At 41.2% G+C, this 26049-nt stretch carries 30 protein-coding genes and 1 riboswitch; of the genes, 25 read left to right on the top strand and 5 right to left on the bottom strand.

Annotated elements, in window-relative coordinates; genetic code table 11:
• Positions 1-35 precede the first annotated feature (35 nt).
• Both LCD32_RS14795 and LCD32_RS14790 read left to right on the top strand, forming a co-directional pair.
• A complete protein-coding gene (locus LCD32_RS14795) occupies positions 36-866 on the top strand; it encodes an ABC transporter ATP-binding protein (protein WP_008347057.1) in 831 nt (276 codons plus the stop codon).
• A 72-nt stretch (positions 867-938) separates the two neighbouring features.
• Complete coding sequence (locus LCD32_RS14790) at positions 939-1190, top strand: YusU family protein (RefSeq protein ID WP_060781383.1); 252 nt, start codon at positions 939-941, stop codon at positions 1188-1190.
• Between the two features lie 232 nt (positions 1191-1422).
• Here the strand turns inward: LCD32_RS14790 and LCD32_RS14785 are convergent, their stop codons facing one another.
• The 3 genes from LCD32_RS14785 to LCD32_RS14775 are packed head-to-tail and all read right to left on the bottom strand — an operon-like array spanning position 1423 to position 2182.
• Entirely contained in the window at positions 1423-1770 is a 348-nt protein-coding gene (locus LCD32_RS14785; RefSeq protein ID WP_007500333.1) for a spore coat protein, read from the bottom strand.
• Positions 1771-1782: 12 nt separating this feature from the next.
• Positions 1783-2034, bottom strand: coding sequence for a hypothetical protein (locus LCD32_RS14780; RefSeq protein ID WP_060698253.1), 252 nt, complete (start codon positions 2032-2034; stop codon positions 1783-1785).
• Positions 2035-2044: 10 nt separating this feature from the next.
• Positions 2045-2182 (bottom strand): YuzL family protein, encoded by a 138-nt coding sequence (locus tag LCD32_RS14775; protein WP_008347049.1) that lies wholly within the window; start codon positions 2180-2182, stop codon positions 2045-2047.
• Positions 2183-2381: 199 nt separating this feature from the next.
• On the opposite strand from LCD32_RS14775, the gene LCD32_RS14770 reads away from it, so the two are divergent.
• The 22 genes from LCD32_RS14770 (at position 2382) to LCD32_RS14665 (ending at position 22950) form a co-directional block, all read left to right on the top strand.
• Positions 2382-4769, top strand: coding sequence for a 3-hydroxyacyl-CoA dehydrogenase/enoyl-CoA hydratase family protein (locus tag LCD32_RS14770; RefSeq protein WP_060781382.1), 2388 nt, complete (start codon positions 2382-2384; stop codon positions 4767-4769).
• Between the two features lie 12 nt (positions 4770-4781).
• The gene (locus tag LCD32_RS14765; RefSeq protein ID WP_060781381.1) at positions 4782-5957 is read left to right on the top strand and encodes an acetyl-CoA C-acetyltransferase; all 1176 of its coding nucleotides are present in this window, start codon (positions 4782-4784) and stop codon (positions 5955-5957) included.
• An 11-nt stretch (positions 5958-5968) separates the two neighbouring features.
• Positions 5969-7753 (top strand): acyl-CoA dehydrogenase family protein, encoded by a 1785-nt coding sequence (locus tag LCD32_RS14760; RefSeq protein WP_060781380.1) that lies wholly within the window; start codon positions 5969-5971, stop codon positions 7751-7753.
• Between the two features lie 110 nt (positions 7754-7863).
• On the top strand, positions 7864-8220 hold the full coding sequence (locus LCD32_RS14755; RefSeq protein WP_029575395.1) for an arsenate reductase family protein: 357 nt from the start codon (positions 7864-7866) through the stop codon (positions 8218-8220).
• A 65-nt stretch (positions 8221-8285) separates the two neighbouring features.
• Complete coding sequence (gene gcvH / locus LCD32_RS14750; RefSeq protein WP_003213614.1) at positions 8286-8669, top strand: glycine cleavage system protein GcvH; 384 nt, start codon at positions 8286-8288, stop codon at positions 8667-8669.
• A gap of 44 nt (positions 8670-8713) precedes the next feature.
• Positions 8714-8950 (top strand): YusG family protein, encoded by a 237-nt coding sequence (locus LCD32_RS14745; RefSeq protein ID WP_008347037.1) that lies wholly within the window; start codon positions 8714-8716, stop codon positions 8948-8950.
• Between the two features lie 127 nt (positions 8951-9077).
• Positions 9078-9422, top strand: coding sequence for a toprim domain-containing protein (locus LCD32_RS14740; RefSeq protein ID WP_008347035.1), 345 nt, complete (start codon positions 9078-9080; stop codon positions 9420-9422).
• 13 nt (positions 9423-9435) lie between these two features.
• A complete protein-coding gene (locus LCD32_RS14735; RefSeq protein WP_144626101.1) occupies positions 9436-9738 on the top strand; it encodes a thioredoxin family protein in 303 nt (100 codons plus the stop codon).
• A gap of 120 nt (positions 9739-9858) precedes the next feature.
• Positions 9859-10200, top strand: coding sequence for an SCP2 sterol-binding domain-containing protein (locus tag LCD32_RS14730; protein WP_008347033.1), 342 nt, complete (start codon positions 9859-9861; stop codon positions 10198-10200).
• A gap of 102 nt (positions 10201-10302) precedes the next feature.
• Positions 10303-10411: riboswitch (SAM riboswitch) on the top strand.
• A 155-nt stretch (positions 10412-10566) separates the two neighbouring features.
• Positions 10567-11592 (top strand): methionine ABC transporter ATP-binding protein, encoded by a 1026-nt coding sequence (locus LCD32_RS14725; protein ID WP_008347032.1) that lies wholly within the window; start codon positions 10567-10569, stop codon positions 11590-11592.
• The gene (locus LCD32_RS14720; protein WP_025207943.1) at positions 11585-12253 is read left to right on the top strand and encodes a methionine ABC transporter permease; all 669 of its coding nucleotides are present in this window, start codon (positions 11585-11587) and stop codon (positions 12251-12253) included. The genes LCD32_RS14725 and LCD32_RS14720 overlap by 8 nt, the downstream gene beginning before the upstream one ends.
• Positions 12254-12267: 14 nt before the next feature.
• Complete coding sequence (gene metQ / locus LCD32_RS14715) at positions 12268-13089, top strand: methionine ABC transporter substrate-binding lipoprotein MetQ (protein ID WP_007500351.1); 822 nt, start codon at positions 12268-12270, stop codon at positions 13087-13089.
• 103 nt (positions 13090-13192) lie between these two features.
• Positions 13193-13561, top strand: a complete 369-nt coding sequence (locus LCD32_RS14710) for a carboxymuconolactone decarboxylase family protein (protein WP_003212803.1) — start codon at positions 13193-13195, stop codon at positions 13559-13561.
• A 215-nt stretch (positions 13562-13776) separates the two neighbouring features.
• On the top strand, positions 13777-13914 hold the full coding sequence (locus tag LCD32_RS14705) for a hypothetical protein (protein ID WP_008356693.1): 138 nt from the start codon (positions 13777-13779) through the stop codon (positions 13912-13914).
• 210 nt (positions 13915-14124) lie between these two features.
• The gene (sufC, locus tag LCD32_RS14700) at positions 14125-14910 is read left to right on the top strand and encodes a Fe-S cluster assembly ATPase SufC (protein WP_007500355.1); all 786 of its coding nucleotides are present in this window, start codon (positions 14125-14127) and stop codon (positions 14908-14910) included.
• Positions 14911-14928: 18 nt separating this feature from the next.
• Positions 14929-16242, top strand: coding sequence for a Fe-S cluster assembly protein SufD (sufD, locus tag LCD32_RS14695; RefSeq protein ID WP_035389341.1), 1314 nt, complete (start codon positions 14929-14931; stop codon positions 16240-16242).
• Positions 16242-17462: a cysteine desulfurase gene (locus tag LCD32_RS14690; RefSeq protein WP_035389339.1), complete on the top strand. Its 1221-nt coding sequence runs from the start codon at positions 16242-16244 to the stop codon at positions 17460-17462. Before sufD ends, LCD32_RS14690 begins: the two co-directional genes overlap by 1 nt.
• Positions 17452-17898: a Fe-S cluster assembly sulfur transfer protein SufU gene (gene sufU, locus LCD32_RS14685; RefSeq protein ID WP_008347017.1), complete on the top strand. Its 447-nt coding sequence runs from the start codon at positions 17452-17454 to the stop codon at positions 17896-17898. Before LCD32_RS14690 ends, sufU begins: the two co-directional genes overlap by 11 nt.
• A 17-nt stretch (positions 17899-17915) precedes the next feature.
• The gene (gene sufB, locus LCD32_RS14680) at positions 17916-19313 is read left to right on the top strand and encodes a Fe-S cluster assembly protein SufB (protein ID WP_007500362.1); all 1398 of its coding nucleotides are present in this window, start codon (positions 17916-17918) and stop codon (positions 19311-19313) included.
• Positions 19314-19719: 406 nt separating this feature from the next.
• A complete protein-coding gene (locus LCD32_RS14675; protein WP_096881824.1) occupies positions 19720-20322 on the top strand; it encodes a hypothetical protein in 603 nt (200 codons plus the stop codon).
• Between the two features lie 146 nt (positions 20323-20468).
• On the top strand, positions 20469-21035 hold the full coding sequence (locus tag LCD32_RS14670) for a TetR/AcrR family transcriptional regulator (RefSeq protein ID WP_046526624.1): 567 nt from the start codon (positions 20469-20471) through the stop codon (positions 21033-21035).
• A gap of 58 nt (positions 21036-21093) precedes the next feature.
• Complete coding sequence (locus tag LCD32_RS14665; protein WP_224564105.1) at positions 21094-22950, top strand: alpha/beta fold hydrolase; 1857 nt, start codon at positions 21094-21096, stop codon at positions 22948-22950.
• A 78-nt stretch (positions 22951-23028) separates the two neighbouring features.
• Here the strand turns inward: LCD32_RS14665 and LCD32_RS14660 are convergent, their stop codons facing one another.
• A complete protein-coding gene (locus LCD32_RS14660; protein WP_224564103.1) occupies positions 23029-23673 on the bottom strand; it encodes an FMN-dependent NADH-azoreductase in 645 nt (214 codons plus the stop codon).
• An 83-nt stretch (positions 23674-23756) separates the two neighbouring features.
• Here LCD32_RS14660 and LCD32_RS14655 point away from each other — a divergent pair, with 83 nt between their 5' ends.
• Positions 23757-24692 (top strand): helix-turn-helix transcriptional regulator, encoded by a 936-nt coding sequence (locus tag LCD32_RS14655; protein WP_224564101.1) that lies wholly within the window; start codon positions 23757-23759, stop codon positions 24690-24692.
• 74 nt (positions 24693-24766) lie between these two features.
• On the opposite strand, the gene LCD32_RS14650 is transcribed toward LCD32_RS14655, so the two are convergent.
• Positions 24767-25972, bottom strand: a complete 1206-nt coding sequence (locus LCD32_RS14650; RefSeq protein WP_224564099.1) for a DUF418 domain-containing protein — start codon at positions 25970-25972, stop codon at positions 24767-24769.
• Positions 25973-26049: the final 77 nt, after the last annotated feature.

Below are 26049 nucleotides of genomic sequence, written 5' to 3'. Positions count from 1 at the left end.
AAAAATTTGGATGAGAAAAGGAGCGTTTGAGCGGAATGAGTGCCATTTCTACTGAAGGTTTAAGCTTAGGTTACGGAGAAACAATGATCATAGACGAACTAAATGTGTCAATCCCTAAGGGTGAAATCACAGTATTTATTGGCAGCAATGGATGCGGTAAATCCACGCTACTTCGCTCTTTGGCCCGTCTCATGAAGCCAATGGGTGGTTCTGTCCTGCTTGAAGGTCATTCCATTGCCAAATTACCAACAAAGGAAGTGGCGAAACAGCTCGCCATTCTTCCCCAAGGACCGGAAGCGCCAGAAGGATTAACGGTACATCAACTCGTCAAGCAAGGGCGATATCCTTATCAAAATTGGCTGAAGCAATGGTCAAAGCAAGATGAAGAAGCGGTTAATCGCGCACTAAAGTCAACGAAGATGGAAGACCTTGCTGATCGAACGGTTGATTCATTATCAGGTGGACAAAGGCAGCGTGCATGGATTGCGATGACATTGGCACAGGAGACGGATATTATTCTATTAGATGAGCCAACAACGTATTTAGACATGACGCACCAAATTGAAATCCTGGATCTTCTTTTTGATTTAAATGAAAAAGAGCAGCGCACGATTGTCATGGTTCTGCATGACCTTAATCTCGCTTGCAGATATGCGCATCACCTTGTGGCCATTAAAGACAAGTCGATTTATGCAGAAGGAAGACCGGAAACTGTCATTAACTGTGATCTTGTGAAAAATGTTTTTGATATGAACTGCCAAGTCACAACAGATCCTTTATTCGGAACACCGTTATGTATTCCGCACGGCAGAGGACGCTGTATTGTCCAACAGGCACAAGCTGAGACATTTCTTGCTGCAAGATAATCGTATGTGAAAAGCCTGACATCTGTTACACGCAGAGTCAGGCTTTTTTCTGAAAAAAGGAGCGGAATACCAATGGGAAATGAATTAGATGAAAAGCTCGAAGGCCTGCTTGATAAATATACAGAGCTGCTGCTTGGTGAAACGAATGAGGAACTGAAAAGAGATGTCACGCATTGGATCATCTATTCTCATATTGCCAAAAGCATGCCGCCTTTAGCCAAACATTTTAATGACACGTATCCAGAGGCAAAAGAAGACATCAAAGAAACGATTCAGCGGATTAAGCAATTAAATGAAGCTCATCGTGCCAATAAAGACCGTTAAAAAACTGCCAGTACGAGCTGGCAGGATCAGATTGTTGACAAAGGGCTAAAATGAACTTTATTTTAGCCCTTTGTCTTCTTTTCAGCGTGATAGAAAACCTTTGCAGTCTAGGAAGGACGAGCATCGGAGCGGAGTGAATTTGACATTCGTGAGCACCGAAGCGCAGGACTGACACCGAATGCGAGGGTTTGTCTACACGCTGAAACTGCCAGTACGAGCTGGCAGTTTTTCTTTATGACATGGGTGATGATCCGTACGGTGATTGATCAGTCAGTGTTTGCTGGAACTTTTGATGTGCCTGCTGGAGCTTCTGCTGGTCAGCAGCTTCGACAGAGTACCAGCCATATTTGAACATGACATCATATAAATGTCTTTGCGTTTTTTGTGTTTCTAGCGCAATTCGCTGAATATCTTGGTACAGAGATTCATGGCTGAATTCATTGAGCGCTGTGTTATATCCGCTTGTCATATATTTTTCAGTCGACAAAAGGTCTGTGACAAAGTCGCGATCGTTCATGTTTGTCGTTGTTGGAACCGGCGTTTGTGGATTCCCGATTTTTTGTTGGTTTTGCTGTTCCATGTCTGTTACCTCCTATTGCATAAAGCCAGAAGACTGGCCTTGCCCTGAGCTGCCTAAATGTTGAAGTATTTGTGTGTAATGCTGATGGTGCATTTGACCAACTTGATTGAGTTCTTGTTTCAATGTTTGATCCTGACAATGCTCGGCCATAAAGTGGGCCTTTTTCATCGCAATCAAATTCCAGTTGAGCATATCTTCTAGGTACAAGGAATCCTTTACTGAAATTACCTGTGGGGGCATATTCATTTGCTGGTTGTTCAAGATGTGTTCCTCCTTACGATTTCTTTTTATATTGCTGATTTTGACTGGTCTTTTTACCGCCTAGGTCTGCTTCTTGTGATGGACCTGCGTTTCCTTTCACACTTGCAGCACTTACGCCTGCTTTTGATGGGTTCTTTTGCAAACGAGACATGTGGACATCACCTCCATTCTTACAATTCCCCCTCGTCTTTAATTCATACGCTGTAAAGAAAGACGCATGAGAATGTGTAAATTTTTGAAATCTGCTATTGAACTGTTTCGGAAAATCTTTTAAGATAAAGAAAGAGGCATTGCTTTTTTTTGGACAAAAAATGAATGACTGTTCATTCAAAATGTTTAGGGGGATATTTATGGGCAAACATATTCGCAAGGCGGCTGTCATTGGTTCAGGTGTCATGGGCTCAGGCATTGCTGCACATCTAGCCAATATCGGGATACCAGTAACATTGCTAGATATTGTGCCACATGAACTGACAAAGGAAGAAACGGCAAAAAAGCTAACGCTTGATCACCCTAGTGTTCGGAATAGATTAAGCCAAGACGCAATGAAAAAATTGTTAAAGCAAAAGCCAGCACCTCTTACTTCAGCCAAAAACCTATCATACATCACACCCGGAAATCTCACAGATCACCTTTCCTTATTACACGATGCTGACTGGATCATTGAAGTCGTCACTGAAAAGCTCAGCATTAAACAACACGTATTCTCTCTCATCGACGAACACCGCAAAGAAGGCAGCATCGTATCCAGCAATACATCCGGTATTTCTGTTGAAAAAATGGCAGAAGGCCGATCAGCTGATTTTAAACACCACTTTTTAGGCACTCACTTTTTTAACCCAGCTCGTTATTTAAAGCTGTTAGAAGTAATTCCTATTCAAGAAACAGATCCAGAAGTACTCTCATATATGAAAACATTTGGTGAAGATGTACTTGGCAAGGGTGTGGTCGAAGCAAAAGATACACCGAACTTTATTGCCAACCGAATTGGCACTTATGGGCTTCTTGTCACAGTGCGTGAAATGCTTGAGAACAAATACACGATCGGAGAGGTCGATTCTGTTACAGGTCCACTCATTGGCAGACCGAAAAGTGCGACCTTCCGCACACTTGATGTGGTGGGACTCGACACATTTTCTCATGTAGCCCGCAATGTGTATGAACAGGTAGAAGGAAAGGAAAAAGATATTTTTCAGCTGCCTGAGTTTATGGAAAGAATGCTCGAAAAAGGGTGGATCGGTAGCAAAGCAGGGCAAGGGTTCTATCAAAAAAACGGAAAGACCATTTTAGAGCTTGATCCTGTCACACTCACATACGGAGAACGGACAAAGCTGAAGGATCCGGGCATTGACATTGCCAAGCAGCAAAAGGGGACAAAAGCGAAATTGAAAGCGCTTATTTATCAAGACGGCCGTGCTGGGCAATTGCTTTGGAATATGACCGCACCTGTTCTTCTTTATTCAGCTCATCTAAAAGGCGACATTGCGGATGATATTCAGTCCATCGATAACGCCATGAAATGGGGATTTGGCTGGCAGCATGGCCCATTCGAGCTGTGGGATGCGATTGGCGTGAAAAAAGCCGTCAGTCGAATGGAAGCGGAAGGGCATAGCATCCCGTCGTGGGTGCAAGATATGCTTTCAGAAGGACATGACACGTTCTATCAAGAAAATGCCGAAGGAGACCGTGCATTTTATCAGAATGGTGCTTATGAACAGGAAAAGGGCAACGACAAAAATATTTCGTTAGCTAGATTGAAAAAGAAACACGATGTCATTTTTAAAAATACAGGTGCAAGCTTGATCGATATCGGGGATGATGTGGCCTTGCTTGAATTTCATTCGAAAAGTAATGCCATTGGGCTTGATGTCATTGATATGATCAACCGTGCTGTAGATGAAACGGAAAAGAATTATAAAGGGCTGGTCATCGGTAACCAAGGAAAGAACTTCTGTGTTGGTGCGAATCTCGCTTTAATTTTAATGGAAGCACAGGACGACAACTTCTTTGAAATTGATTTTGTCATTCGCAGGTTCCAGCAGGCGATGATGAAGGTGAAGTATAGTGACCGTCCAGTTGTGGCTGCACCATTTGGTATGACACTTGGCGGAGGGACGGAGCTTTGTCTACCAGCAGCCGCTATCCAAGCGTCAAGTGAAACGTATATGGGGCTTGTCGAAGCGGGAGTCGGACTCATACCGGGCGGAGGCGGAAACAAAGAACTCTATATTCGCCATCTGCAAGGAGCGGAAAAGCCATCAGCAACTGCGATCCAAGATGCTACGCTACAAACCTTTGAAGCCATTGCGATGGCGAAGGTATCTACGTCAGCAGAGGAAGCGCGTGATATGAAGATGCTCCGAGTGAATGACCGGATTAGCATGAATGGTGATCATTTAATCCATGATGCGAAACAACTCGTTCTTTCTCTTGATGAAGCGGGTTATCGTGCACCTCTGAAGCGAAAGGTGCCCGTGATGGGGGAAACAGGCTACGCAGCAATGGTGCTGGCTGCTGAAAACATGAGATTGTCTGGATACATTTCAGACCATGACATGACCATTGCGAAAAAACTAGCGCATGTCATTTCTGGCGGCAAATTGCCATTTGGTACAGAGGTGGATGAACAATACTTATTAGAGCTTGAAAGAGAAGCCTTTTTAAGTCTTGTAGGGGAAGTCAAATCTCAGGCACGCATGCAGCACATGCTCGTTAAAGGAAAACCTTTACGTAACTAGGGGGGAGTCAAAATGAGAGAAGCAGTGATTGTAGCTGGCGCAAGAACACCAGTAGGGAAAGCCAAAAAAGGATCATTAAAACATGTCAGACCTGATGATATGGGCGCATTGTGTGTAAAAGAAACGCTAAAGCGTGCCGGTGATTATGATGGAACAATCGATGATTTAATCATCGGATGTGCGACACCAGAAGCAGAGCAAGGGCTGAATGTGGCCCGGAATATTGGGGCATTAGCAGGTTTGCCATATACAGTACCTGCTATCACCATTAACCGCTATTGCTCTTCTGGTCTGCAGTCAATTGCTTATGCGGGTGAACGAATTATGCTTGGGCAGGCAGAAACCATTTTAGCTGGAGGCGTCGAATCGATGTCGCAAGTCCCAATGATGGGTCACTCCATTCGTCCAAACGCTCTTTTGGCAGAGCAAGCGCCTGAATACTATATGAGCATGGGCCACACAGCGGAGCAAGTGGCGCAAAAGTATCAGGTCACACGTCAAGATCAAGATGCTTTTGCGGTGAGGAGCCATCAAAAGGCAGCAAAGGCACTTCAAGAAGGGAAATTTTCAGATGAAATTGTTCCCGTTGATGTGACAGAAAGACGGGTAGGAGAGCAGTATCAACTAGAAGAACGCCAATTTATGTTCTCACAAGATGAAGGTGTCAGAGCGGGCACAACAGAGGAGGTTCTCGCAACGTTACGACCTGCCTTCTCAACAAAAGGCACAGTGACTGCAGGAAACTCTTCGCAGACGAGTGATGGAGCGGCATGTGTCATGATGATGGATCGCGAAAAAGCATCTTCTCTTTCTCTTCAGCCGCTCGCCAAGTTCAGGGCGTTTGCTGTTGGTGGTGTACCACCTGAAGTCATGGGAATTGGGCCGGTTGAAGCCATTCCGCGTGCGCTGAAAATCGCTGGTCTAGAGCTGAAGGACATCGGGCTGTTTGAATTAAATGAAGCATTTGCTTCTCAGGCGATTCAAGTCATTCGTCATTTAGGGATCGATGAAGAGAAGGTAAATGTCAACGGCGGCGCCATTGCATTAGGACATCCGCTAGGCTGTACAGGAACGAAACTCACGCTGTCACTCATTCATGAAATGAAACGGCGAAATGAACAATTTGGTATTGTGACGATGTGTATCGGCGGGGGCATGGGAGCGGCAGGCATTTTTGAATTGATCTAAAGGGGGAAAACATGATGAAAGCAATGGAAGATGTAAAAAAGGGTGGCAGTTTCTTAATTGATGAGACGAATTATGAGCATATCTTTACACCAGAGGATTTCTCTGATGAACATCAAATGATCGGGAAAACAACAGAAGATTACATTTTACAAGATGTCGTTCCGCATATAGATCAAATTGAAAATCATGAGTTCGAGCATTCTGTTCGTCTCTTAAAAAAGGCTGGAGAGCTTGGCCTGCTTGGTGCGGATGTTCCTGAGGAATTTGGCGGGCTTGGGCTAGATAAAATCAGCTCAGCCATCATTACTGAAAAATTTGCAAGAGCAGGCAGCTTCTCTCTTTCTTACGGCGCCCATGTCGGGATCGGTTCTTTGCCGATCGTGCTGTTCGGCAATCAAGCGCAAAAGGAAAAGTACCTGCCAGGACTCGCCTCTGGAGAAACAATTGCGGCATATGCCCTAACAGAGCCAGGGTCAGGTTCTGATGCGCTAGGTGCGAAAACAACGGCAGTCCTGAATGAAGCTGGAACGCATTATGTCCTCAATGGGGAAAAACAATGGATCACAAACTCCGCATTTGCCGATGTGTTTGTCGTGTATGCGAAGATTGATGGTGAACACTTCTCTGCTTTCATCGTAGAAAAGGATTTTCCTGGAGTCAAAACAGGACCTGAAGAGAAAAAGATGGGCATTAAAGGGTCCTCGACGAGAACGTTAATCCTTGAAGATGCCGAAGTGCCAAAGGAGAATTTGCTTGGTGAAGCAGGCAGAGGTCATGTCATTGCCTTTAACATTTTAAACATTGGACGCTATAAGCTGGCTGTAGGGACAATCGGTGCATCAAAACGAGTCATTCAATTATCGGCAGAGTATGCCAATCAGCGTAAGCAGTTTAAAACACCAATTTCTCAATTTAGCTTAATTGGCGAAAAAGCAGCCAACATGTCGGCAAAGCTCTATGCCATGGAAAGTGCTGTATACCGCACAGTCGGGTTATTTGAACAAAGAATGGGTCTGTTAAGTGACGAGGAGCAAAAGGATGGGAAACAAATTGCGCAATCCATCGCAGAATATGCGATTGAATGCTCTCTTTGTAAAGTGCTTGGCTCTGAAACGCTCGATTACATTGTGGATGAAGGTGTGCAGATTCACGGCGGATATGGTTTCATGCAAGAATACGAAGTCGAAAGAGCCTATCGCGACTCACGAATTAACCGTATTTTTGAAGGAACGAACGAAATTAACCGATTGCTTGTGCCAGGCACATTCTTGAAGAAAGCGATGAAAGGAGAGCTTCCGCTTCTTCAAAAAGCGCAAACCCTGCAGGAAGAGCTGATGATGATGATGCCGGAAGAGCCGGGTGATCAGCCGCTTGATCAAGAGAAATACTTACTTGCCCATGCGAAAAAGATCGCCTTAATGGTATCTGGAATGGCGGCGATGAAGTATGGAAAAGCATTAGATAAAGAGCAAGAAATCCTTGTGAATATAGCAGATATCGTCAATGAACTCTTTGCTGCTGAGTCGGCGGTCTTGCGTACGGAAAAAGCAATCGCTGCATCAGGCGCAGAAAAAAATGCACAAAAGCTGGCGTATACACAAATTTTCACACAGGAAGCCTTTTTAAAGATTGAAGCTCATGCGAAAGAATCATTGATTGCCATGGAAGAAGGAGATTCACTCCGTATGAGTCTGTCAGCCCTTCGCAAGCTGACAAGATTCACGCCAATGAATGTCATCGCCAAAAAGCGCGAAGTGGCGAAACGAATCTTTGAAGCAGAGAAATATATCGTATAAGCTGGCTTAAAAGGTGCGGATATCATGTCGCACCTTTTTGTAAGCATACATTTAGGTTTTTCATATGTTTTGTGATAAAATGTTGTCACTATTTGCAGGAGGTGAAAATGGTGGCTTTAGATTTTTACGAATACCCATCTTGCGGTACATGCCGAAAAGCAAAGAAATGGCTGGAAGAACACAATAAAGACATCAACAGCATACATATCGTCGAAGAGACGCCTGATAAAGACACATTAAAAGCCCTTTACGAAAAAAGCGGTTTAGAGCTGAAGAAATTTTTTAATACGAGCGGTCAGAAATACAGAGAGCTGCAGCTGAAAGATAAACTTCCTGCAATGTCAGAGGACGAGCAGCTTGAATTACTTGCTTCTAACGGAATGCTAATCAAGCGTCCAATTACAACAGACGGCAAACGAGTGACAGTTGGATTTAATGAAGATACATTTAAAAGCGTCTGGAAATGATGTAACTTTCATTCAGATTGTGGTATCTTCAATATAGATTGTAAGAAAAGACTGGAGGGTATGAAATGAGCACACCAAAAGATTTACGTTATTCAGAAGAACACGAATGGGTCAAAGTAGAAGGAGATAAGGTGCGTATCGGTATTACGCATTTTGCTCAATCTGAGCTAGGCGATATCGTGTTCGTTGAGCTTCCTGAAGTAGGAGACAAAATTACAGCGGACGAGCCTTTCGGAAGTGTAGAATCAGTCAAAACAGTTTCTGAACTATACGCACCGATTAACGGCACAATCGTTGAAGTAAACGATGAGCTTGATGACAGCCCAGAGTTCGTCAACGACTCTCCATACGAAAAAGCTTGGATGATCGTAGTAGAGCCAGCGGATACATCTGAAATCGAGAACTTAATGACAGCTGAGCAATATGAAGAAATGACAAAAGAAGACTAATTCATGTGAAATTGGACACTCTACCTATATGGGGGGTGTCCAATTTGTCTTTTCAAAAAGAACAGGTGGATATAACAGAGCATGTCACGGGACGATTCAAAGAGAGCGGCATGGTGCTTTACCATCAAAACGAAGAGATTGGCACGATGATTAGTGAAAATCAATATGAATTAAAATCAGGTTATTCCTATGATCAAAACCGTTTTTATCGTCTGTCAGATACGTTGACCCATGGGACTGAAAAATATGTAGACTGTGACGATGAAAATGGCTGGTGCTGATCACAGATAAGGCTGCAGTGAGTGCTGCAGTCTTTTTGTTGATCAATTGCTCAATCTTTACAACCTGAATGAAAGATTGTAATCTAAGGAAGAAGTGAATCAACGTCAAAAGGGCCGGGTGATCGTGATGAATGTCGAGATAGAAAAGGTCATCATTGTAGAAGGTAAATCAGATAAACAGAAGCTAAAAGAAGTCATAAGTGAACCTGTTACCATCATTTGCACCAATGGCACGATCAGTACATCGAAGCTGGATCAGCTTGTGGACGATTTATTCGGGAAAGACGTTTACATATTAGCAGACAGTGACGATGCTGGCGACAAACTGCGGAAGCAATTTCGAAAAGAATTCCCTGAAGCACTGCATCTTTTTGTCGACAGAACGTACCGCGAAGTGGCCGCTTCACCATCAGCCCATATTGCATCTATTCTATTAGCTGCAAACATTGATGTTCATTCGAAATATTTATGAGGGTGGACGTATTATGAAAGAGATTGAAGAACACGAATTCAAAGAGATAGAGGACGATTTATTTCTTTTATACTTATATACACCGTTTTGCGGAACATGCCAGCTGGCAAAGAAAATGCTGGCAGTCGTAGACGCCATGCAGCCGGATGTACCATTTTACGAAAACAATTTAAACTACTCACCAGGCTTTGCAAAAGCATTTGAGATCGAAAGTGTCCCTTGCTTTCTCCTGTTTAAAGAGGGTGAAATCGTGCAAAAAGGCTATGCCTTTCACTCCGTTCCATATCTTCACGAAATGATTGAAACCGCTAAATAAAGCGGTTTTTTGTCATATTTCAAGCAATTCATTTGAAAATTTGTCGAGCTATTTATAAAGGACAAGCCGATGTTTGTAGAGAAATGTTATGTATAACCAAATGACAGGGAGGTTATACATGTGGAAAATGTGAAAGCCCATGGAAGTGCAGGGCAGCGATTATTGTTAAAGCCGCTGCTCTCATCATCATCCTTGAAGATTACATTTGAGGCGGAAACGGACTCTTGTACATTGATTGTGGATGAACGTGGTGAAGTGAAGAAACTACCTGCAATTGAGTTATCGGATCTCATCTTTTATGGTGAGCGAAAAGAGATTTTGCAATTATTAGATGGAGACATGTCCTTACAGCAGCTGATCAGCAGAGGACAAGTGAAAGTGAAAGGCTCATTTCGAGCACTTCTTAGACTAGAAGCGGTACTTTGGCTGACGAACGGTTTTTTTCGAAAAATGATAACGTAGTCGTTTACTTGGAAATTAGCGATTTACAGCGTTGACATATCTCAGATAGCATGATATTCTACGTTAGTAAAAACATGAACATCACATAAAACAACATATTTTCTCTTATTAAGAGAGGTGGAGGGACGTGCCCTATGAAACCCGGCAACCGTCAGCATAGCTGAAATTGGTGCCAATTCACTCAAAGCCGCAACGCTTTGAAAGATGAGAGAAAGGCGTATTTGATATAAAAGGCCTTTCTGCTTGCGTTGCAGTTAGGTCTTTTTTACTGACCTTGCGTCAGGCTAGAGTCATAACAGTCGGAAGAATAAATGAACGTATGTGATGGCAACCTATAGATTCAGCAAGAAAGCAGGTGAACAGACTGTGATCCATTTACAGAATGTATCAAAAACGTATCATTCAAAAAGCGGAAATGTTGATGCCGTGAAAGACGTCAACTTGGATATCGATAAAGGTGAAATATTCGGAATTATCGGGTATAGCGGCGCTGGGAAAAGCTCCCTGATTCGCCTATTAAACGGTCTGGAGTTGCCAACAGAAGGAATCGTTGAAGTGGCAGGCAACCGGATCAATGAAGTATCGAATGCGAAACTTCGGAAAGCAAGACAAGAAATCAGCATGATTTTCCAGCACTTTAACTTGCTCTGGTCAAGAACAGTGAGACAAAATATTATGTTCCCGCTCGAGATCGCAGGTGTACCAACGTCAAAACGGAGAGCTCGTGCAAACGAACTGATTAAATTGGTCGGTTTAGAAGGAAAAGAAAATGCATATCCTTCTCAGCTCAGCGGCGGGCAAAAGCAGCGTGTAGGGATTGCGAGAGCATTAGCGAATGACCCAAAAGTTCTGCTATGTGACGAAGCCACTTCTGCGCTTGATCCACAAACAACGGATTCCATCCTTGAGCTTTTAGCCGATATTAATAAACGACTAGGACTCACCATTGTATTGATCACACACGAAATGCACGTCATTCGCAAAATTTGTCACCGTGTGGCAGTGATGGAGAATGGCCGTATTGTCGAAGAAGGCGAAGTATTACGTGTCTTCAGACAGCCGAAAGAAGAAATGACGAAACGATTCGTGAAACAGCTTGCTGAACCAGAAGAAGCAAAAGAAACGATCGAGCACGTCCTAGAGAGAGTAAAAGAAGGTCAGGTCGTCCGGTTGTCCTTTATCGGAGATTCTGCCGAACAGCCGCTGATCACGGAAATCATTCGATCCTTCAAGGTCGATGTGAACATCCTGCAAGGAAAGATTTCTCAAACGCAGGAAGGCGCGTTTGGAACACTCTTTATCCATATTAATGGAGACGAGAACGAAGTTAAAAAAGCCATCGCCTATATCCAAAGCAAACAGGTTGAAATCGAGGTGATGACACATGTTTGAGAAATGGTTTCCGAACGTTGATCTAGAGGTTATTTGGAACGCGACGGGTGAAACGGTCTATATGACACTCATTGCATTAGCGTTTGCTTTTGCTATCGGCATCATCCTTGGGCTGTTGCTCTTTTTGACAAGTAAAGGCGGTTTGTGGGAAAACAAACCAATTAATGCTGTCATCGGCGCAGTAGTCAACATTTTCAGATCGATTCCCTTTATCATATTAATCATTCTATTATTAGGATTTACTAAACTAATTATGGGCACGATATTAGGTCCAAATGCAGCATTACCAGCCCTTGTCATTGGCTCAGCCCCTTTCTACGCACGTCTTGTTGAAATTGCACTGCGTGAAGTAGACAAAGGAGTCATTGAAGCAGCAAGATCTATGGGAGCAAAAACGTCGACCATTATTTTCAAAGTATTGCTGCCAGAATCACTGCCAGCCCTTATTTCAGGAATTACTGTAACAGCGATTGCTCTGATTGGCTCTACTGCGATTGCAGGAGCAATTGGAGCAGGCGGACTGGGTGACCTTGCTTATGTAGAAGGATACCAATCTGGTAATACAGATGTCACACTTGTAGCCACTGTGTTTATTCTGATCATCGTCTTTATCATTCAAATAATCGGTGATTTGATTACAAATAAAATTGATAAACGTTAAGGGAGGAATTATTCATGAAGAAATTGATTTTAAGTGCACTATTTCTAGCATTTGCAGGCATTTTAGCTGCTTGCGGTTCATCAAATAACGCAAGCGATAACAAAACCATCACGGTTGCAGCTTCAAAAACACCACATGCCGAGATTCTTGAAGAAGCAAAACCACTTCTAAAAGAAAAAGGCTACGATCTAAAAGTGAAAGTACTGAGCGATTATAAAATGTACAACAAAGCATTAGCTGAAAAAGAAGTGGATGCGAACTTTTTCCAACATATCCCTTACTTAAACGAAGAAAATAAATCAAACAAAGATTACAACCTAGTAAGTGCTGGTGCCGTTCACCTTGAGCCTTTCGGTATCTACTCTAAGAAATACAAATCAGTAAAAGATATTCCAAACGGCGGCACGATCATCATGACAAACAACGTAGCTGAGCAAGGACGTATGCTTGCCCTATTACAAAATGCTGGTGTGATCAAGCTTGATCCAAAAGTAGATACAATCAACGCAACAGTCAAAAACATCAAAGAAAATCCGAAGAACCTAAAATTCAAAAAAATCGCTCCTGAACTAACAGCGAAAGCTTATGAAAACAGTGAAGGCGACGCTGTATTTATCAACGTTAACTATGCGATCCAAAATAAATTGAATCCGAAAAAAGATTCAATCGAACTTGAGCAAACGAAAAACAACCCGTATGCAAACATCGTCGCTGTTCGCAAAGGTGACGAAAAATCAGAGAAGATTAAGGTATTAATGGAAGTTCTTCACTCTGATAAAATCAAAGAATTCATCGACAAAAAGTATGATGGTGCAGTATTGCCTGTATCTGAATAACAACTTGTAAACCTCGCTTTCATGAAAGCGAGGTTTTTTGTGTATTTTTTCAAATCTCGCTCATAATAAAAACGAACAAATGACCTGAAGGGATGGAATGAAGATGAATGAACAACATATGAGCGGATCGATGCAGCAATCATTGACGGATTATAAAACGGCAATGGGTGAATTCCAGAAGAAAATGCCGGTGTTTGGCAAGAAATTTAATGAATTTACGGAGCAGTGCTTCCAGAGCGATTCATTAACGCAAAAAGAAAAACAAATGATTGCCCTTGGCATCAGCATTCATGCACAGGATGAATATTGCATGATTTATCATACAAAGGGAGCGCTCGACCAAGGCGCAACAGAAGAGAATTTGCTGGAGGTCGTCAGTGTGGCGGCAGCGTTTGGCGGCGGTGCTGCGCTAAGTCAAGGCATCACAGTTGTTCAGCAATGTATTGATGAATTTGGAGGACAGACGCATTAAGGGAAGGATAAGGTGGTATTTTTCCATATCAGGGAGTTGAGTTCTTCTCAGCCAAGTGTGTAAGAAAATATGCCAGTATACCGCGTCATATCCTTTTTGAGTGAAGCAGCATGCCTTTGATACAATAAAGCTACACTCAGAGAAGGGAATGGTTTATTATTTGTTCGGACCAGAGTACACTGGGATTGGATTATACCGCCGAGATGGAAAAGGCCATGCATCAATCTCATGGCATGAGTTATGCAGAGTACGAAAGAGACCATGACTTACGAATGAAAGTAGAACTTAAACGAGAGCAGTCCTATCGAGATGAGAAAAGACAGCTCGCAAAAATGAATATACGAGGCTATTGATAGCTAAGGGGCGGGGAGAACAGTTTCCCGCCCTTTCTTTATGAAAACAGTCTTTTCGACATAAATCCTTTTATCTACCTGTATTTTTTGTTAGAATTTTGAGAGCATCCTCTCACGCTTGTCGTGAATGTGTTGTATTCACTTTTAATTTGTTATAAAATTAGAATGAGAATAAATTGAGAATAATGATTATTTTGGAGGTATCGATATATGACTGCTTCGACATTAACAATTAAGGACTTGCACGTTGAGATTGAAGGGAAAGAAATCTTAAAAGGTGTAAACCTAGAAATAAAAGGTGGAGAATTCCACGCAGTAATGGGACCAAACGGTACAGGTAAATCTACTTTATCTGCTGCTATCATGGGCCACCCTAAGTATGAAGTGACAAAAGGCAGCATTTTGCTTGATGGCGAAGATGTTCTTGAAATGGAAGTAGATGAGCGCGCTCAAGCGGGTCTTTTCCTTGCAATGCAATATCCATCTGAAATTAGTGGTGTAACAAATGCAGACTTCCTTCGTTCGGCTATTAACGCACGCAGAGAAGAAGGCGATGAAATCTCTCTCATGAAATTCATCCGCAAAATGGACGAAAACATGGAATTCCTTGAAATGGACCCAGATATGGCACAGCGCTACCTAAACGAAGGTTTCTCAGGTGGGGAGAAAAAACGTAACGAAATTCTTCAATTAATGATGATTGAACCAAAAATCGCCATCCTTGACGAAATCGACTCTGGTCTTGATATCGATGCACTGAAAGTTGTTTCTAAAGGGATTAATAAAATGCGCGGCGAAAGCTTCGGCTGCTTAATGATCACTCACTATCAGCGTCTATTGAACTACATCACACCAGATCACGTTCATGTCATGATGCAAGGACGTATTGTGAAATCTGGCGGACCAGAACTCGCGCAGCGTCTAGAAGCAGAAGGTTATGACTGGATTAAAAAAGAGTTAGGAATTGAAGACGAAACTGTTGGTCAAGAAGCGTAAGCGTTAGGAGGATTATTGATGACATTAGAAACGAAATTATCAGTAGATCAAGATTATGTCAAAAGCTTCTCCGAGAAGCATCAGGAACCGGCATGGATGAGCTCCCTTCGCTTACAGGCTCTTGAAAAAGCAGAAGACCTCCCAATGCCAAAGCCTGACAAAACGAATATTTCAAAATGGAATTTAACCAATTTCAAACAGCATACAGTTGAAAGTGCGCCATTTGGATCTTTAGAAGAGCTTCCTGAAGAAGTGAAATCTCTTATTGATTTAGAGGACACAGATAAGACAGTCTATATTCAGCGTGATCAAACGCCAGCATACTTGTCTCTTTCTACTGAAGCAAAAGACAAAGGCGTGATCTTCACTGATATCCATACTGCGATTCGCGAACATGGAGAGCTAGTGAAGAAATATTTCATGACTGATGCAGTGAAAGTGGATGAGCACAAACTAACAGCTCTACATGCTGCTTTAGTGAATGGCGGAGCTTTCCTCTATGTACCGAAAAACGTAGAGCTTGAAGCACCAATTCAAGCCGTTTATCTTCATGAAAATGACGAAACAACGTTGTTTAACCATGTCATCGTTGTAGCAGACGATCATAGTGCTGTGACATATGTAGAAAACTACATCAGTACGGCAACACCAGAAGAAGCGATCTTCAATATCGTGTCTGAAGTCTTCACGGGTGCAAATGCCCGCGTCACTTACGGTGCAGTGGATAACCTTGCAGAAGGTGTGACAGTCTATGTGAATAGACGTGGTATGGCAAATGGTCGTGACAGTAAAATCGAATGGGCGCTTGGTCTGATGAATGATGGAAACGTCGTGTCTGAAAACATCACAAAGCTTATGGGCGACGGTACATTCGGTGATACGAAATCAGTTGTTGTTGGCCGCGGGAATCAAACGGAAAACTTCACAACAAGCATCATCCACTTCGGTAAAAACTCTGAAGGGTATATCTTGAAGCATGGTGTCATGAAGGATCAAGCATCTTCTATCTTTAACGGGATTGGTAAAATCGAGCATGGCGCAACGAAGTCAAATGCGGAGCAAGAATCTCGTGTTCTCATGCTGAGTGAGAAAGCACGCGGTGACGCTAACCCAATTCTTTTAATCGATGAAGATGATGTAACAGCAGGGCACGCTGCTTCTGTTGGGCGTGTTGATCCAATTCAACTCTATTACCTCATGAGCCGTGGGATTTCCAAAGAAGATGCAGAAAGACTTGTCATTTATGGCTTCTTAAATCCAGTCGTCAAAGAACTGCCGATTGAAGGAGTTAAAAAGCAGCTCGTTTCTGTGATTGAAAGGAAAGTAAAATAATGAATATCAAAGACGTTCGTGAGCAGTTTCCAATCCTTCATCAGCAAGTGAACGGACATGATTTGGTGTATTTGGACAGTGCAGCGACATCTCAAAAACCACGAGTTGTCATTGATGCAATGAATGAGTATTACCGGTCTTACAACTCGAACGTCCACCGGGGTGTTCATACCCTTGGCACAAGAGCAACGGACGCATACGAGGGTGCAAGAGAAAAAGTTCGAGCATTCATTGGCGCTTCTTCTGTCCAGGAGATTATTTTTACTAGAGGTACAACAACAGCACTGAACACAGTGGCAATCAGCTATGCTAGAGCAAACCTTAAAGAAGGCGATGAGATCGTCATTACGCATATGGAACATCATGCGAATATCATCCCTTGGCAGCAGGCAGCAAAAGCAACTGGCGCCACATTGAAATATATTCCGTTACAGGAAGACGGCACGCTGTCGCTTGAAGATGTGAAGCAAACCATCACACATCAAACGAAAATCGTTGCTGTCACACATGTCTCAAACGTATTAGGAACCATCAACCCAATTAAAGACATCGCAAAGATTGCTCACGATCACGGTGCAATTATCGTCGTCGATGGTGCCCAGAGCACCCCGCACATGCAAATTGATGTTCAGGATCTAGATTGTGACTTTTTCGCTTTCTCTGGGCATAAAATGTGTGGACCGACTGGCATTGGTGTTCTTTACGGGAAGAAGGACCTTTTGAATAATATGGAGCCTGCTGAGTTTGGCGGTGAAATGATCGACTTTGTGGATCTATATGATTCTACATGGAAAGAGCTGCCGTGGAAATTTGAAGCGGGAACACCGATTATTGCAGGAGCAATTGGGCTCGGAAAAGCGATTGATTTCTTAAATGACATCGGAATGGAAGAAGTCAGCCGTTACGAGCATCAGCTTGCGACTTATGCACTTGAGCGCTTTAAGGAGCTTGAAGGTGCCACGGTTTACGGACCGCAGCACCGAGCTGGACTTGTGACGTTTAACTTAGACGACGTCCATCCTCATGATGCCTCAACTGTTCTAGATACGGAAGGTGTCGCCATTCGTGCTGGACATCACTGTGCACAGCCGCTCATGAAATGGCTTGGTGTATCAGCGACTGCAAGAGCAAGCTTCTATCTGTACAATACAGAAGAGGAGATTGACGAGCTCATGGCAGCGCTCCGTAAGACAAAGGAGTATTTTACGAATGTCTTTTAATGTAAACTTAGACACACTGTACAGACAAGTGATTATGGATCATTATAAAAATCCGAGAAACAAAGGTGTGTTAAACGACAGCATTGTCGTCGATATGAACAACCCAACGTGTGGTGACCGCATTCGTCTCACGATGAAAATCGAAGACGAAAAAGTCATCGATGCGAAATTTGAAGGAGAAGGATGCTCGATTTCGATGGCATCTGCCTCTATGATGACGCAGGCGATTAAAGGGAAAGATATTGAAACAGCTTTGAAAATGTCTCAGATTTTCTCCGATATGATGCTAGGAAAAGAATACGACGATTCCATTGATCTTGGTGACATTGAGGCGCTGCAGGGAGTCGCAAAATTCCCAGCGCGCATCAAATGTGCAACATTATCCTGGAAGGCGCTTGAAAAAGGCGCATCTGCCGAAGATAACGGCAAATCATAAGATTGGAGTGAAAATGGATGGCTAAAAAAATGCCAGATGTTGGTGAATATAAATACGGCTTTTCTGATAAAGACGTTTCCATTTTCCGTTCAGAGCGCGGACTGACAAAAGAGATCGTTGAAGAAATTTCTCGTATGAAAGAAGAGCCTCAGTGGATGCTCGACTTCCGTTTGAAATCTCTTGAGCACTTTTACAACATGCCGATGCCACAATGGGGCGGAGATTTAAATGCATTAAACTTTGATGAAATTACGTACTACGTAAAACCATCAGAACGCTCTGAGCGTTCTTGGGATGAAGTACCAGAAGAAATCAAACAAACCTTTGATAAGCTTGGAATCCCTGAAGCAGAGCAAAAGTACTTAGCAGGTGTATCTGCTCAGTACGAATCTGAAGTTGTGTATCACAACATGAAGCAAGATCTTGAAGATTTAGGCATTGTGTTTAAAGATACAGACAGTGCATTAAAAGAGAACGAAGACATCTTCCGTGAGCACTGGGCAAAAGTCATTCCTCCGACTGACAACAAATTTGCTGCGCTTAACTCGGCTGTATGGTCTGGTGGTTCATTCATCTACGTACCAAAAGGCGTAAAAGTAGATACACCACTTCAAGCATACTTCCGAATCAACTCTGAGAACATGGGTCAGTTCGAACGTACACTGATCATCGTTGATGAAGGCGCACACGTGCATTACGTAGAAGGTTGTACAGCTCCAGTTTACACAACAAACTCACTTCACAGTGCGGTTGTTGAAATCATCGTCAAAAAAGGCGGCTACTGCCGTTATACAACGATTCAAAACTGGGCAAACAACGTCTTCAACCTTGTGACGAAACGTACAGTATGTGAAGAAAATGCAACAATGGAATGGATTGATGGAAACATCGGTTCTAAGCTGACAATGAAATACCCAGCTGTCATCTTAAAAGGTGAAGGCGCTCGTGGTATGACATTAAGTATTGCCCTAGCAGGTAAAGGTCAGCACCAAGATGCAGGTGCAAAAATGATTCACCTTGCACCAAACACATCTTCAACGATCGTATCGAAATCGATTTCCAAACAAGGCGGTAAAGTCACATACCGTGGAATCGTTCACTTCGGACGCAAAGCAGAGGGTGCACGCTCAAACATCGAGTGTGACACACTCATCATGGATAACAAATCAACATCTGATACGATTCCTTACAATGAAATCTTAAACGACAACATTTCATTAGAGCACGAAGCGAAGGTATCAAAAGTATCAGAAGAACAGCTATTCTACTTGATGAGCCGCGGAATTTCTGAAGAAGAAGCAACAGAAATGATCGTCATGGGCTTCATCGAGCCATTCACAAAAGAACTGCCAATGGAATACGCCGTTGAAATGAACCGTTTGATTAAGTTTGAAATGGAAGGTTCTATTGGTTAATACAGAGGGTTGAAAATGATTGATATAAGAGGTTGATGAAGCGTGCCGAATTTGTGCCGATCAAGATGACCTTTTAGTGTATGAGACGAACTTTTTAAGTTCGTCTTTTTCTATTTCATTGGTTACATCTAAGTTGACTATGTATAAAAAAATGTAAAAAATCTTTATTGAATGATACTGGAGTTAAGATTCCTCTTTTCACTAAGAAGGTTAAAGGTAGACAAAAGTGGAAAAATCCTACATCTGGTTGGTCCATTTTAAGAGATTTTGGGAAAGGGAATTCTCATGGAGGAAGTTACTACAAATTAATGAATAAATCCGGAGAGCGTATAGCTACACTAAATAAAAGTGGTCGAGTATGAATAAAATAAGAATTGTACATAAAAGAATGAATGGAGAATGAGATATGGTTCACCTAGATTATTTACAAAGTGAATTCAATATTGATTTAATTAATGATTCCTTTAACGAGTTACCTCTAAGCCTTCATATTCAACTCGAAAAAGACATGTATCAGTTTAATGATCAAGGCCATTTAAATCCTCAATATTTTAATAAGGTTTATAATGTTGCAATAAGTATATTTGATGAACTTTTTGGGGAGAACGATTTATTGTTCGTCGTCACAATTGTTCGAAGCGAGCATTCATTACAGAGGCCGATAGGAGTATATAGTAAGTATTCAAAAAAAATTAATAAATATAGACTCAATGTAAAAAATTCTAAAGATGAGAATGGAAAAGTCATTCAGTATTCTTTAGAAACAAAAAAACAGCATATAGAGTACAAGAAAATAATCAAGGCTATATGTAATCAAGATTTTAAAAGTATGGCTCCGAGGTTCAATGACAAATATTGTAGTTATCCTGAAATATTCTTTATAAATAAAGATTTTATTTATCATATTTATGATGACAGAGGGGCATTCTTATTATTTAAGGATGAGAGAAAGTATGAAAAATTTAAAACAAAGTATAGTACTTTAATGGTAGGAGAAGATTATAATTAAAAGAAACTCTCTTATTGATAGTTTCCTCATTTGCGTTTGACCGCATTGAGAAAACTTTTTCATCAAACTCTTTTCTAAATGATCATAAATACTTGCAACATATAATTTAGTACTGTATAGTTCTAATCATGACAAAGGTAAAATTAATGAATCAAAAACGTGTACTTGAAGTAGCTGCAACTTTATTTTTAGAAAAAGGGTTTGCTTATACGAGTATGGACGAATTAGTTCGTGTAAGCAAAGTATCAAAGTCTAATGTGTATTATCACTTTTCTAATAAGGAAGAATTATTAGAAGGGGTCGTTGATTATTGGATTGACATGTATCAATCTGCAATGGATGACGTACTGTCTCAGACCCAATTTTCAGTTGAAGATCGTATTCAACTGTTTTTAAAGCAATTATCACAAGGCGTTCAGTCGAGAGAGTATAAGGGAGGCTGTCCATTTATTACTCTTTATATTCAAAGTCCTGCAAAGGCCACACAAATAAAAGAAAAAATAGGACTTTTTTTCACAGGATTACAAGAGAAAGTTTCTCTATTACTGAAACAAGGTGTAGAGAACGGGGAATTCAGAGATTCGATTCAGATTGATGAGGTGGCATCACTTTTTATGACAAATCTTGAAGGAGCGTTATTTATTTCAGAAACATTGAAAGATGCCACTGTCATCACAAAAACAGCAGATCATTTATTTAACTTGCTTCGATAACAGAAGCATTTTTTTTACATCAAATTAGTACTGATTAGTACTAAAAAGGAGACCTCATATGAAAACAGTACTTTTAATTGGTGGAACGGGCTTTATTGGGAAGCAATTAGTCGAGGAATTAGCGAAAGAGGATGTGAACATTCTTCTTTTAGTAAGGTCAAAAAGTAAAGCAACACGCATTTTTCAAGAAAGAGGCATTTTAAAAGAGGGAGTGATGCACTTTGTTGAAGGTGATTTGACGAAAGTCGATTTGGGTCTAGGTCCTGAAGATCAGGAGAGGGTATTGAAAACGGATGTGATCATTCACGCAGGAGGCCCTATGGATATTCAAGCGACCAGTAACGAGGCAGCTTCTGTCTTTTTAAATGGCGCCAAACACATTAGTGAATTAGCTAAAAGTATTCATCAATCGAAGGGTTTACAGCAATTTATCCATGTTGTCGGTTATATGAGTCCCTTTGATGATCAAAATAGCAAGATTGCCATCGACGTGTTTGAAGAAGGAAACGATTACTTGAAAATAAAAAATCCTTATGAGAGAACAAAGTTTTTAGCAGATCTTTATATTCGTCAACAGGCATCAGCAGTAGGTTATCCGCTTTCTGTCATTAATCCGCCAACTGTCGTTGGTAGTAGTCAAACAGGGAGTACAGAGCAAATTGCAGGATTGGGTTTGCTTGTAAAGAGTATGCGAAGAGGGCTCATGCCGGTGATTCCTGGAGGTAAGGACTATTGGTTACCACTTATTTCAAACGATGAGTTTGCGAAGTTTATTGTACAGGTTTTCAAGTTGGAGCAGCTGGCTATTCTAACATATACACTTGTTGAAGACAAAGAGCACGATCAGAATGTTGCTGGACTATTAAGTATTATGTCAGAAAGTATGAATATGAAGACACCTAACATCTCTGTCCCAATGCCACTGATGAAAGCTATCATGAAGAGTGGTGTCAGTAAACTCACAAACATTCCTTCTGACGGATTGAATTTTATGGCAAAACGAACGTTTTCAAATGCCTCAGCGAAAAAAATAATGGGAGAAGATTGGTTTAAGAAGACGAGTGTCATGACATTTTTCCCTGCTGTAGTAGCTGATCTAGATTATCGAATGATGGCTCAAAATGGTGAGCACCAACATTTATTTAAACGAACATTATGCGATAATAACACCCTTTACCAATTACAAGGAGAAGGGAAGCCGTTTATTTTATTACATGGTTTATTGAGTGATGGAGAAGATTTATTTCCTTTAGCACAGGAGCTTCATGAGAAAACAGGTCAACCTGTATGGATCTTGGACCTTCCAGGTTTGGGGCGTTCTCCATTTAAACGAGAGAAACATCTTCTAGATATCTATTTAAATGTAGTGAAAAAAGTAATAGAAAAAGCGACGAATGGTGCACATCTAATCGGCCATTCATTCGGTGCGTTTATTCTTCTAGAAGCTTTGACACAAAAGTACATAGATAAGAAGTATTCAATCACTTTACTTCAGCCGCCTGTTGCTAAACAAAAGGCAAAATCACTACATGTTCCTCAATTTCTGAACAAATGGACATTAAGATTGGCAACGACTCATTTGATAGAGCGTTATGTGTTAAGAAATGGTTTGTTTGAAAGCACGGAGAGCATCCCTGAACATTATATTGAAAAAATCAGAAAGAGCTTTACTTCTCCTAGAATTTTAAATACGACGGTTCAGCTTAACCATTTATTACTGAAAACCGATCAAGGTGACTTTAAAGAAGTCACAAAGGATCATCTTCACATGATTTGGGGGGAGTATGACAGAGGCTATTCTGCGCCATCACATCTTGGGAAGGTTGATTTTGTTCCGTATGGCCACCATTTCCCTCTTAGCCATCCGAGTGAAACGGCAGCATTAGTCATCAATAATATTTGTACTAGCAGATAGGAGTCACCCCAAAACGAAAAAATGAGAATGATGACAAGTGAGCAAAATTTTTCGTTCTGGGTCTTGAAAAAATAGAGGTTAACGAGGTGCATAAAACGCATCTAAGGTTTTCGTCATATCATCAGATGCAGATTGTAAGATAGTCCTTTGATCTAAAATCGCTGTTCCTTGTGCCCGGACAATATGAAATTGATGAAACCCCATCAAGTTTTGAAATATTTCTTTTAGGTAATGATGTGAAAATTCCAGTGGTGTGTACCGATCGTTATTTGTGAAAATTGAGCCACTTGCTTGAAGCAAAAGTACACGATAATCGTCAGTCATCAGACCAATTGAACCATTTTCTGTATATTTGAACGTTTCTCTAGCAATGAAGATATTATCTATATAATCTTTCATACGTGACGTCACATTGAAATTATGAACAGGTGATACAATCACGATTCGATGATGTGCTTTGAATTGAGCCAATAAAGCAGCAGAAGAAGCGGCGATTTTTTCCTCCGCAGCTGTTAATGATTGTTCAGATGCTTGCTTATCCCAAATACCTAGTAGCTGTTCTTTTTCGATACGAGGAATTTCAGTTCCATATAAATGTAAAATTGTTGGCTCCTCATGAGGGAATCTTTCTTTAAACTGCTTTAAAAATAGTGTTTGCAGTTTGTTTGAATAACTTTCTTGATGAGTGAAATCAGGGTGTGCGTTAATAATGAATGTTTTCATATGCATGCTCCTTTTCTTTTGATAAACTGAGTATAAAATATAAAGGTGACAAAACATGTCACCTTTTTCAGAAGGAAAATCAAATGAAAAAATCAGAACGCTTAAACCAAGAGCTTATTTTTTTAAGTGATAAATATTCATTTCAATTAAAAGATTTAGAAACTGAATTTGGCATTTCTAAACGTACGGCTTTAAGAGATATGGAAGAGCTAGAGTCCATGGGCTTAGCTTTTTATGTTGAAAATGGCAGACATGGAGGATATCGGCTCGTGAATCAATCTCCATTGGTTCCGATCTATTTTCAAATAGATGAAGTTCAAGCCATTTTTTTCGCTCTTAAAGCCTTAGATCTGTTGTCAGCAACACCGTTTAAAAAGTCTTACTCACAAATTCGCCAAAAACTGTTTGCTACAATGTCTGATGAGAGAAAACAAAGGATCACGGAGACGTTGGATGTCATTCATTACTATCATGTTGCGCCATTAAGTGAACAAAATCATTTGGATTTGATATTGCAGGCAATGATGGAAGATCAAATCGTGAAGATGACATACACTCAATATGAACATAAAAGGATCAGGCTACAATTTCTTGAGTTGTTTTATCGAAATGGGATTTGGTTCACCGAAGCATATGATGTTCAGAATAAAAAGTGGGGCATCTACAGATGTGATTGTATGACGGACATGATGATCGAAGAAGAAACGAAAGACACTTTTACGAAGGAAGAATTAAAAGCACTGCAGCTCGAGTACAAAAAAACCTATCATGATATCTCTTTTAAATGTCGATTAACGGAACAAGGGAAAGAGAAGTTTTTGAAGAATCATTATCCGAATATGAGATTGGAGACCATTGATGATACGCCTTATATTGTAGGGAGATACAACCAAGAAGAATTATCGTATATGACTCACTATTTGATCTCATTTGGGAAACATATCAAAATTGAATACCCCGATGAATTAAAAGAGAGTTATTTGACTCAATTGCAAGAAATGATGGATCAATATATATAATGAACGGATTGTATCTGAATCACAAAAACTCAACACATGAAAAAAGGCGAACTGTCGTAATTCGCCTTTTTTTATTACTTCGCCGCCTGAAATGTATTTGTTTTCGATTGGTCATTGACCTTTCCATACGTCAGCTGACGCCAGATAAATTCCATCGGTCCAGACTTAAATCGCTTTAACCATAACGTACTGAAAAGGACAAGGAAGGCATACACGCCAATGCCAATGAAGAACGTACCAGCGGGTTGAAGATGATCTGCAAGTCCGGCTCCATATTTCAGAAACAGCACTGTTCCAATGATCGAGTGAAGCAAATAGCAGGTCAGGGACATCCGTCCGACCTTGGTAAAAACCATCAAAGCACCTCGCAGCTGAGGAACGTGCAAAAACAGCATCGCAAGTGAACTCATATAGAACATACTGCCAGTTAATCCTCCGTTTTGCTCAAGTGCAGAGACAATGTTCATCCATGGCGTATGTTCAAAAGGGGTGACCGCCGTCATAATCGTACTGGCTAGTGTGATAAGAAAAGCAATTGTACAAATCATCCAAATACGATTCCAAAGCGCTTTTTTCGTCTCCATGTTTTTGAAAAATGACATTTTCACAAAATACACACCAAGTAAAAACATGAAGAACATGGAATAGACGGTGGAAAATGAGCCCAAAGCCATCGTGACCATATCTGTCCACCGGTCACCTATCGATGCTAAATAAGTCAGACTGTTGTGACTGGTCAATTCAAAATCGGCAAAATCCGGCTTGCCTGATGATCCCGTACTAATGGTATTGAGCAGCATGGTGAAAAAAGGCGTGAGCAATTGAATCACAAAGAGTGTGATCAGCCAGTACAGGATGGTTTTGGCTGTGCGTTTGTAAAAGAAAAGCAATAAAAAGCCCGCGACAGCATAATAGGTTAAAATATCTCCAATCCATACAAACGTGACATGCAGAAGACCAATCCCTAAGAGAATGGTTAATCTGCGAGCAAACAGCTTGTTCGGACTATCCACCTTCTGAGTAGCTCGATCCATAAAAATCATAAACCCAACCCCGAATAGAAAGGAAAATAACGTAATGAACTTTCCTGAAGCAAACCAATTCACCAAGTTGTGAAATACATCATTAGACTCCATCTCAAATCCCTTGACCGAATCCACAATCAAAAAATAGTTGACCAAAATAATCCCCATTAAGGCGAATCCTCGTACGATATCCAAGAAATGCACCCGTTCTTTGAGACTCATTGGTTGTCCGTGTTCTACCTTGCTTACATTCATATCAATGCTCCTTTTCGTGTATTGGATCTAAAGGTAGATCCTTCAATGAATCAATATACAGGTAAATTCTTAATCAT

The organism is Bacillus sp. RSS_NA_20 (assembly GCF_020165915.1).
In the GTDB taxonomy this organism is placed as follows: Bacteria; Bacillota; Bacilli; order Bacillales; family Bacillaceae; genus Bacillus; species Bacillus altitudinis.
Note: the sequence above shows the minus strand (reverse complement) of the source record. Positions and strands in the feature narration are given on the sequence as shown.

Bases quoted from the DNA above. Each gene is read 5' to 3' on its own strand.
- LCD32_RS14795 (WP_008347057.1), top strand. From the start codon at position 36: ATGAGTGCCATTTCTACTGAAGGTTTAAGCTTAGGTTACGGAGAAACA.
- LCD32_RS14790 (WP_060781383.1), top strand. From the start codon at position 939: ATGGGAAATGAATTAGATGAAAAGCTCGAAGGCCTGCTTGATAAATAT.
- LCD32_RS14785 (WP_007500333.1), bottom strand. From the start codon at position 1,770: ATGGAACAGCAAAACCAACAAAAAATCGGGAATCCACAAACGCCGGTT.
- LCD32_RS14775 (WP_008347049.1), bottom strand. From the start codon at position 2,182: ATGTCTCGTTTGCAAAAGAACCCATCAAAAGCAGGCGTAAGTGCTGCA.
- LCD32_RS14770 (WP_060781382.1), top strand. From the start codon at position 2,382: ATGGGCAAACATATTCGCAAGGCGGCTGTCATTGGTTCAGGTGTCATG.
- LCD32_RS14765 (WP_060781381.1), top strand. From the start codon at position 4,782: ATGAGAGAAGCAGTGATTGTAGCTGGCGCAAGAACACCAGTAGGGAAA.
- LCD32_RS14760 (WP_060781380.1), top strand. From the start codon at position 5,969: ATGATGAAAGCAATGGAAGATGTAAAAAAGGGTGGCAGTTTCTTAATT.
- gcvH (WP_003213614.1), top strand. From the start codon at position 8,286: ATGAGCACACCAAAAGATTTACGTTATTCAGAAGAACACGAATGGGTC.
- LCD32_RS14740 (WP_008347035.1), top strand. From the start codon at position 9,078: ATGAATGTCGAGATAGAAAAGGTCATCATTGTAGAAGGTAAATCAGAT.
- LCD32_RS14735 (WP_144626101.1), top strand. From the start codon at position 9,436: ATGAAAGAGATTGAAGAACACGAATTCAAAGAGATAGAGGACGATTTA.
- LCD32_RS14720 (WP_025207943.1), top strand. From the start codon at position 11,585: ATGTTTGAGAAATGGTTTCCGAACGTTGATCTAGAGGTTATTTGGAAC.
- metQ (WP_007500351.1), top strand. From the start codon at position 12,268: ATGAAGAAATTGATTTTAAGTGCACTATTTCTAGCATTTGCAGGCATT.
- LCD32_RS14710 (WP_003212803.1), top strand. From the start codon at position 13,193: ATGAATGAACAACATATGAGCGGATCGATGCAGCAATCATTGACGGAT.
- LCD32_RS14705 (WP_008356693.1), top strand. From the start codon at position 13,777: ATGCATCAATCTCATGGCATGAGTTATGCAGAGTACGAAAGAGACCAT.
- sufC (WP_007500355.1), top strand. From the start codon at position 14,125: ATGACTGCTTCGACATTAACAATTAAGGACTTGCACGTTGAGATTGAA.
- sufD (WP_035389341.1), top strand. From the start codon at position 14,929: ATGACATTAGAAACGAAATTATCAGTAGATCAAGATTATGTCAAAAGC.
- LCD32_RS14690 (WP_035389339.1), top strand. From the start codon at position 16,242: ATGAATATCAAAGACGTTCGTGAGCAGTTTCCAATCCTTCATCAGCAA.
- sufU (WP_008347017.1), top strand. From the start codon at position 17,452: ATGTCTTTTAATGTAAACTTAGACACACTGTACAGACAAGTGATTATG.
- sufB (WP_007500362.1), top strand. From the start codon at position 17,916: ATGGCTAAAAAAATGCCAGATGTTGGTGAATATAAATACGGCTTTTCT.
- LCD32_RS14675 (WP_096881824.1), top strand. From the start codon at position 19,720: ATGGTTCACCTAGATTATTTACAAAGTGAATTCAATATTGATTTAATT.
- LCD32_RS14670 (WP_046526624.1), top strand. From the start codon at position 20,469: ATGAATCAAAAACGTGTACTTGAAGTAGCTGCAACTTTATTTTTAGAA.
- LCD32_RS14665 (WP_224564105.1), top strand. From the start codon at position 21,094: ATGAAAACAGTACTTTTAATTGGTGGAACGGGCTTTATTGGGAAGCAA.
- LCD32_RS14660 (WP_224564103.1), bottom strand. From the start codon at position 23,673: ATGAAAACATTCATTATTAACGCACACCCTGATTTCACTCATCAAGAA.
- LCD32_RS14655 (WP_224564101.1), top strand. From the start codon at position 23,757: ATGAAAAAATCAGAACGCTTAAACCAAGAGCTTATTTTTTTAAGTGAT.
- LCD32_RS14650 (WP_224564099.1), bottom strand. From the start codon at position 25,972: ATGAATGTAAGCAAGGTAGAACACGGACAACCAATGAGTCTCAAAGAA.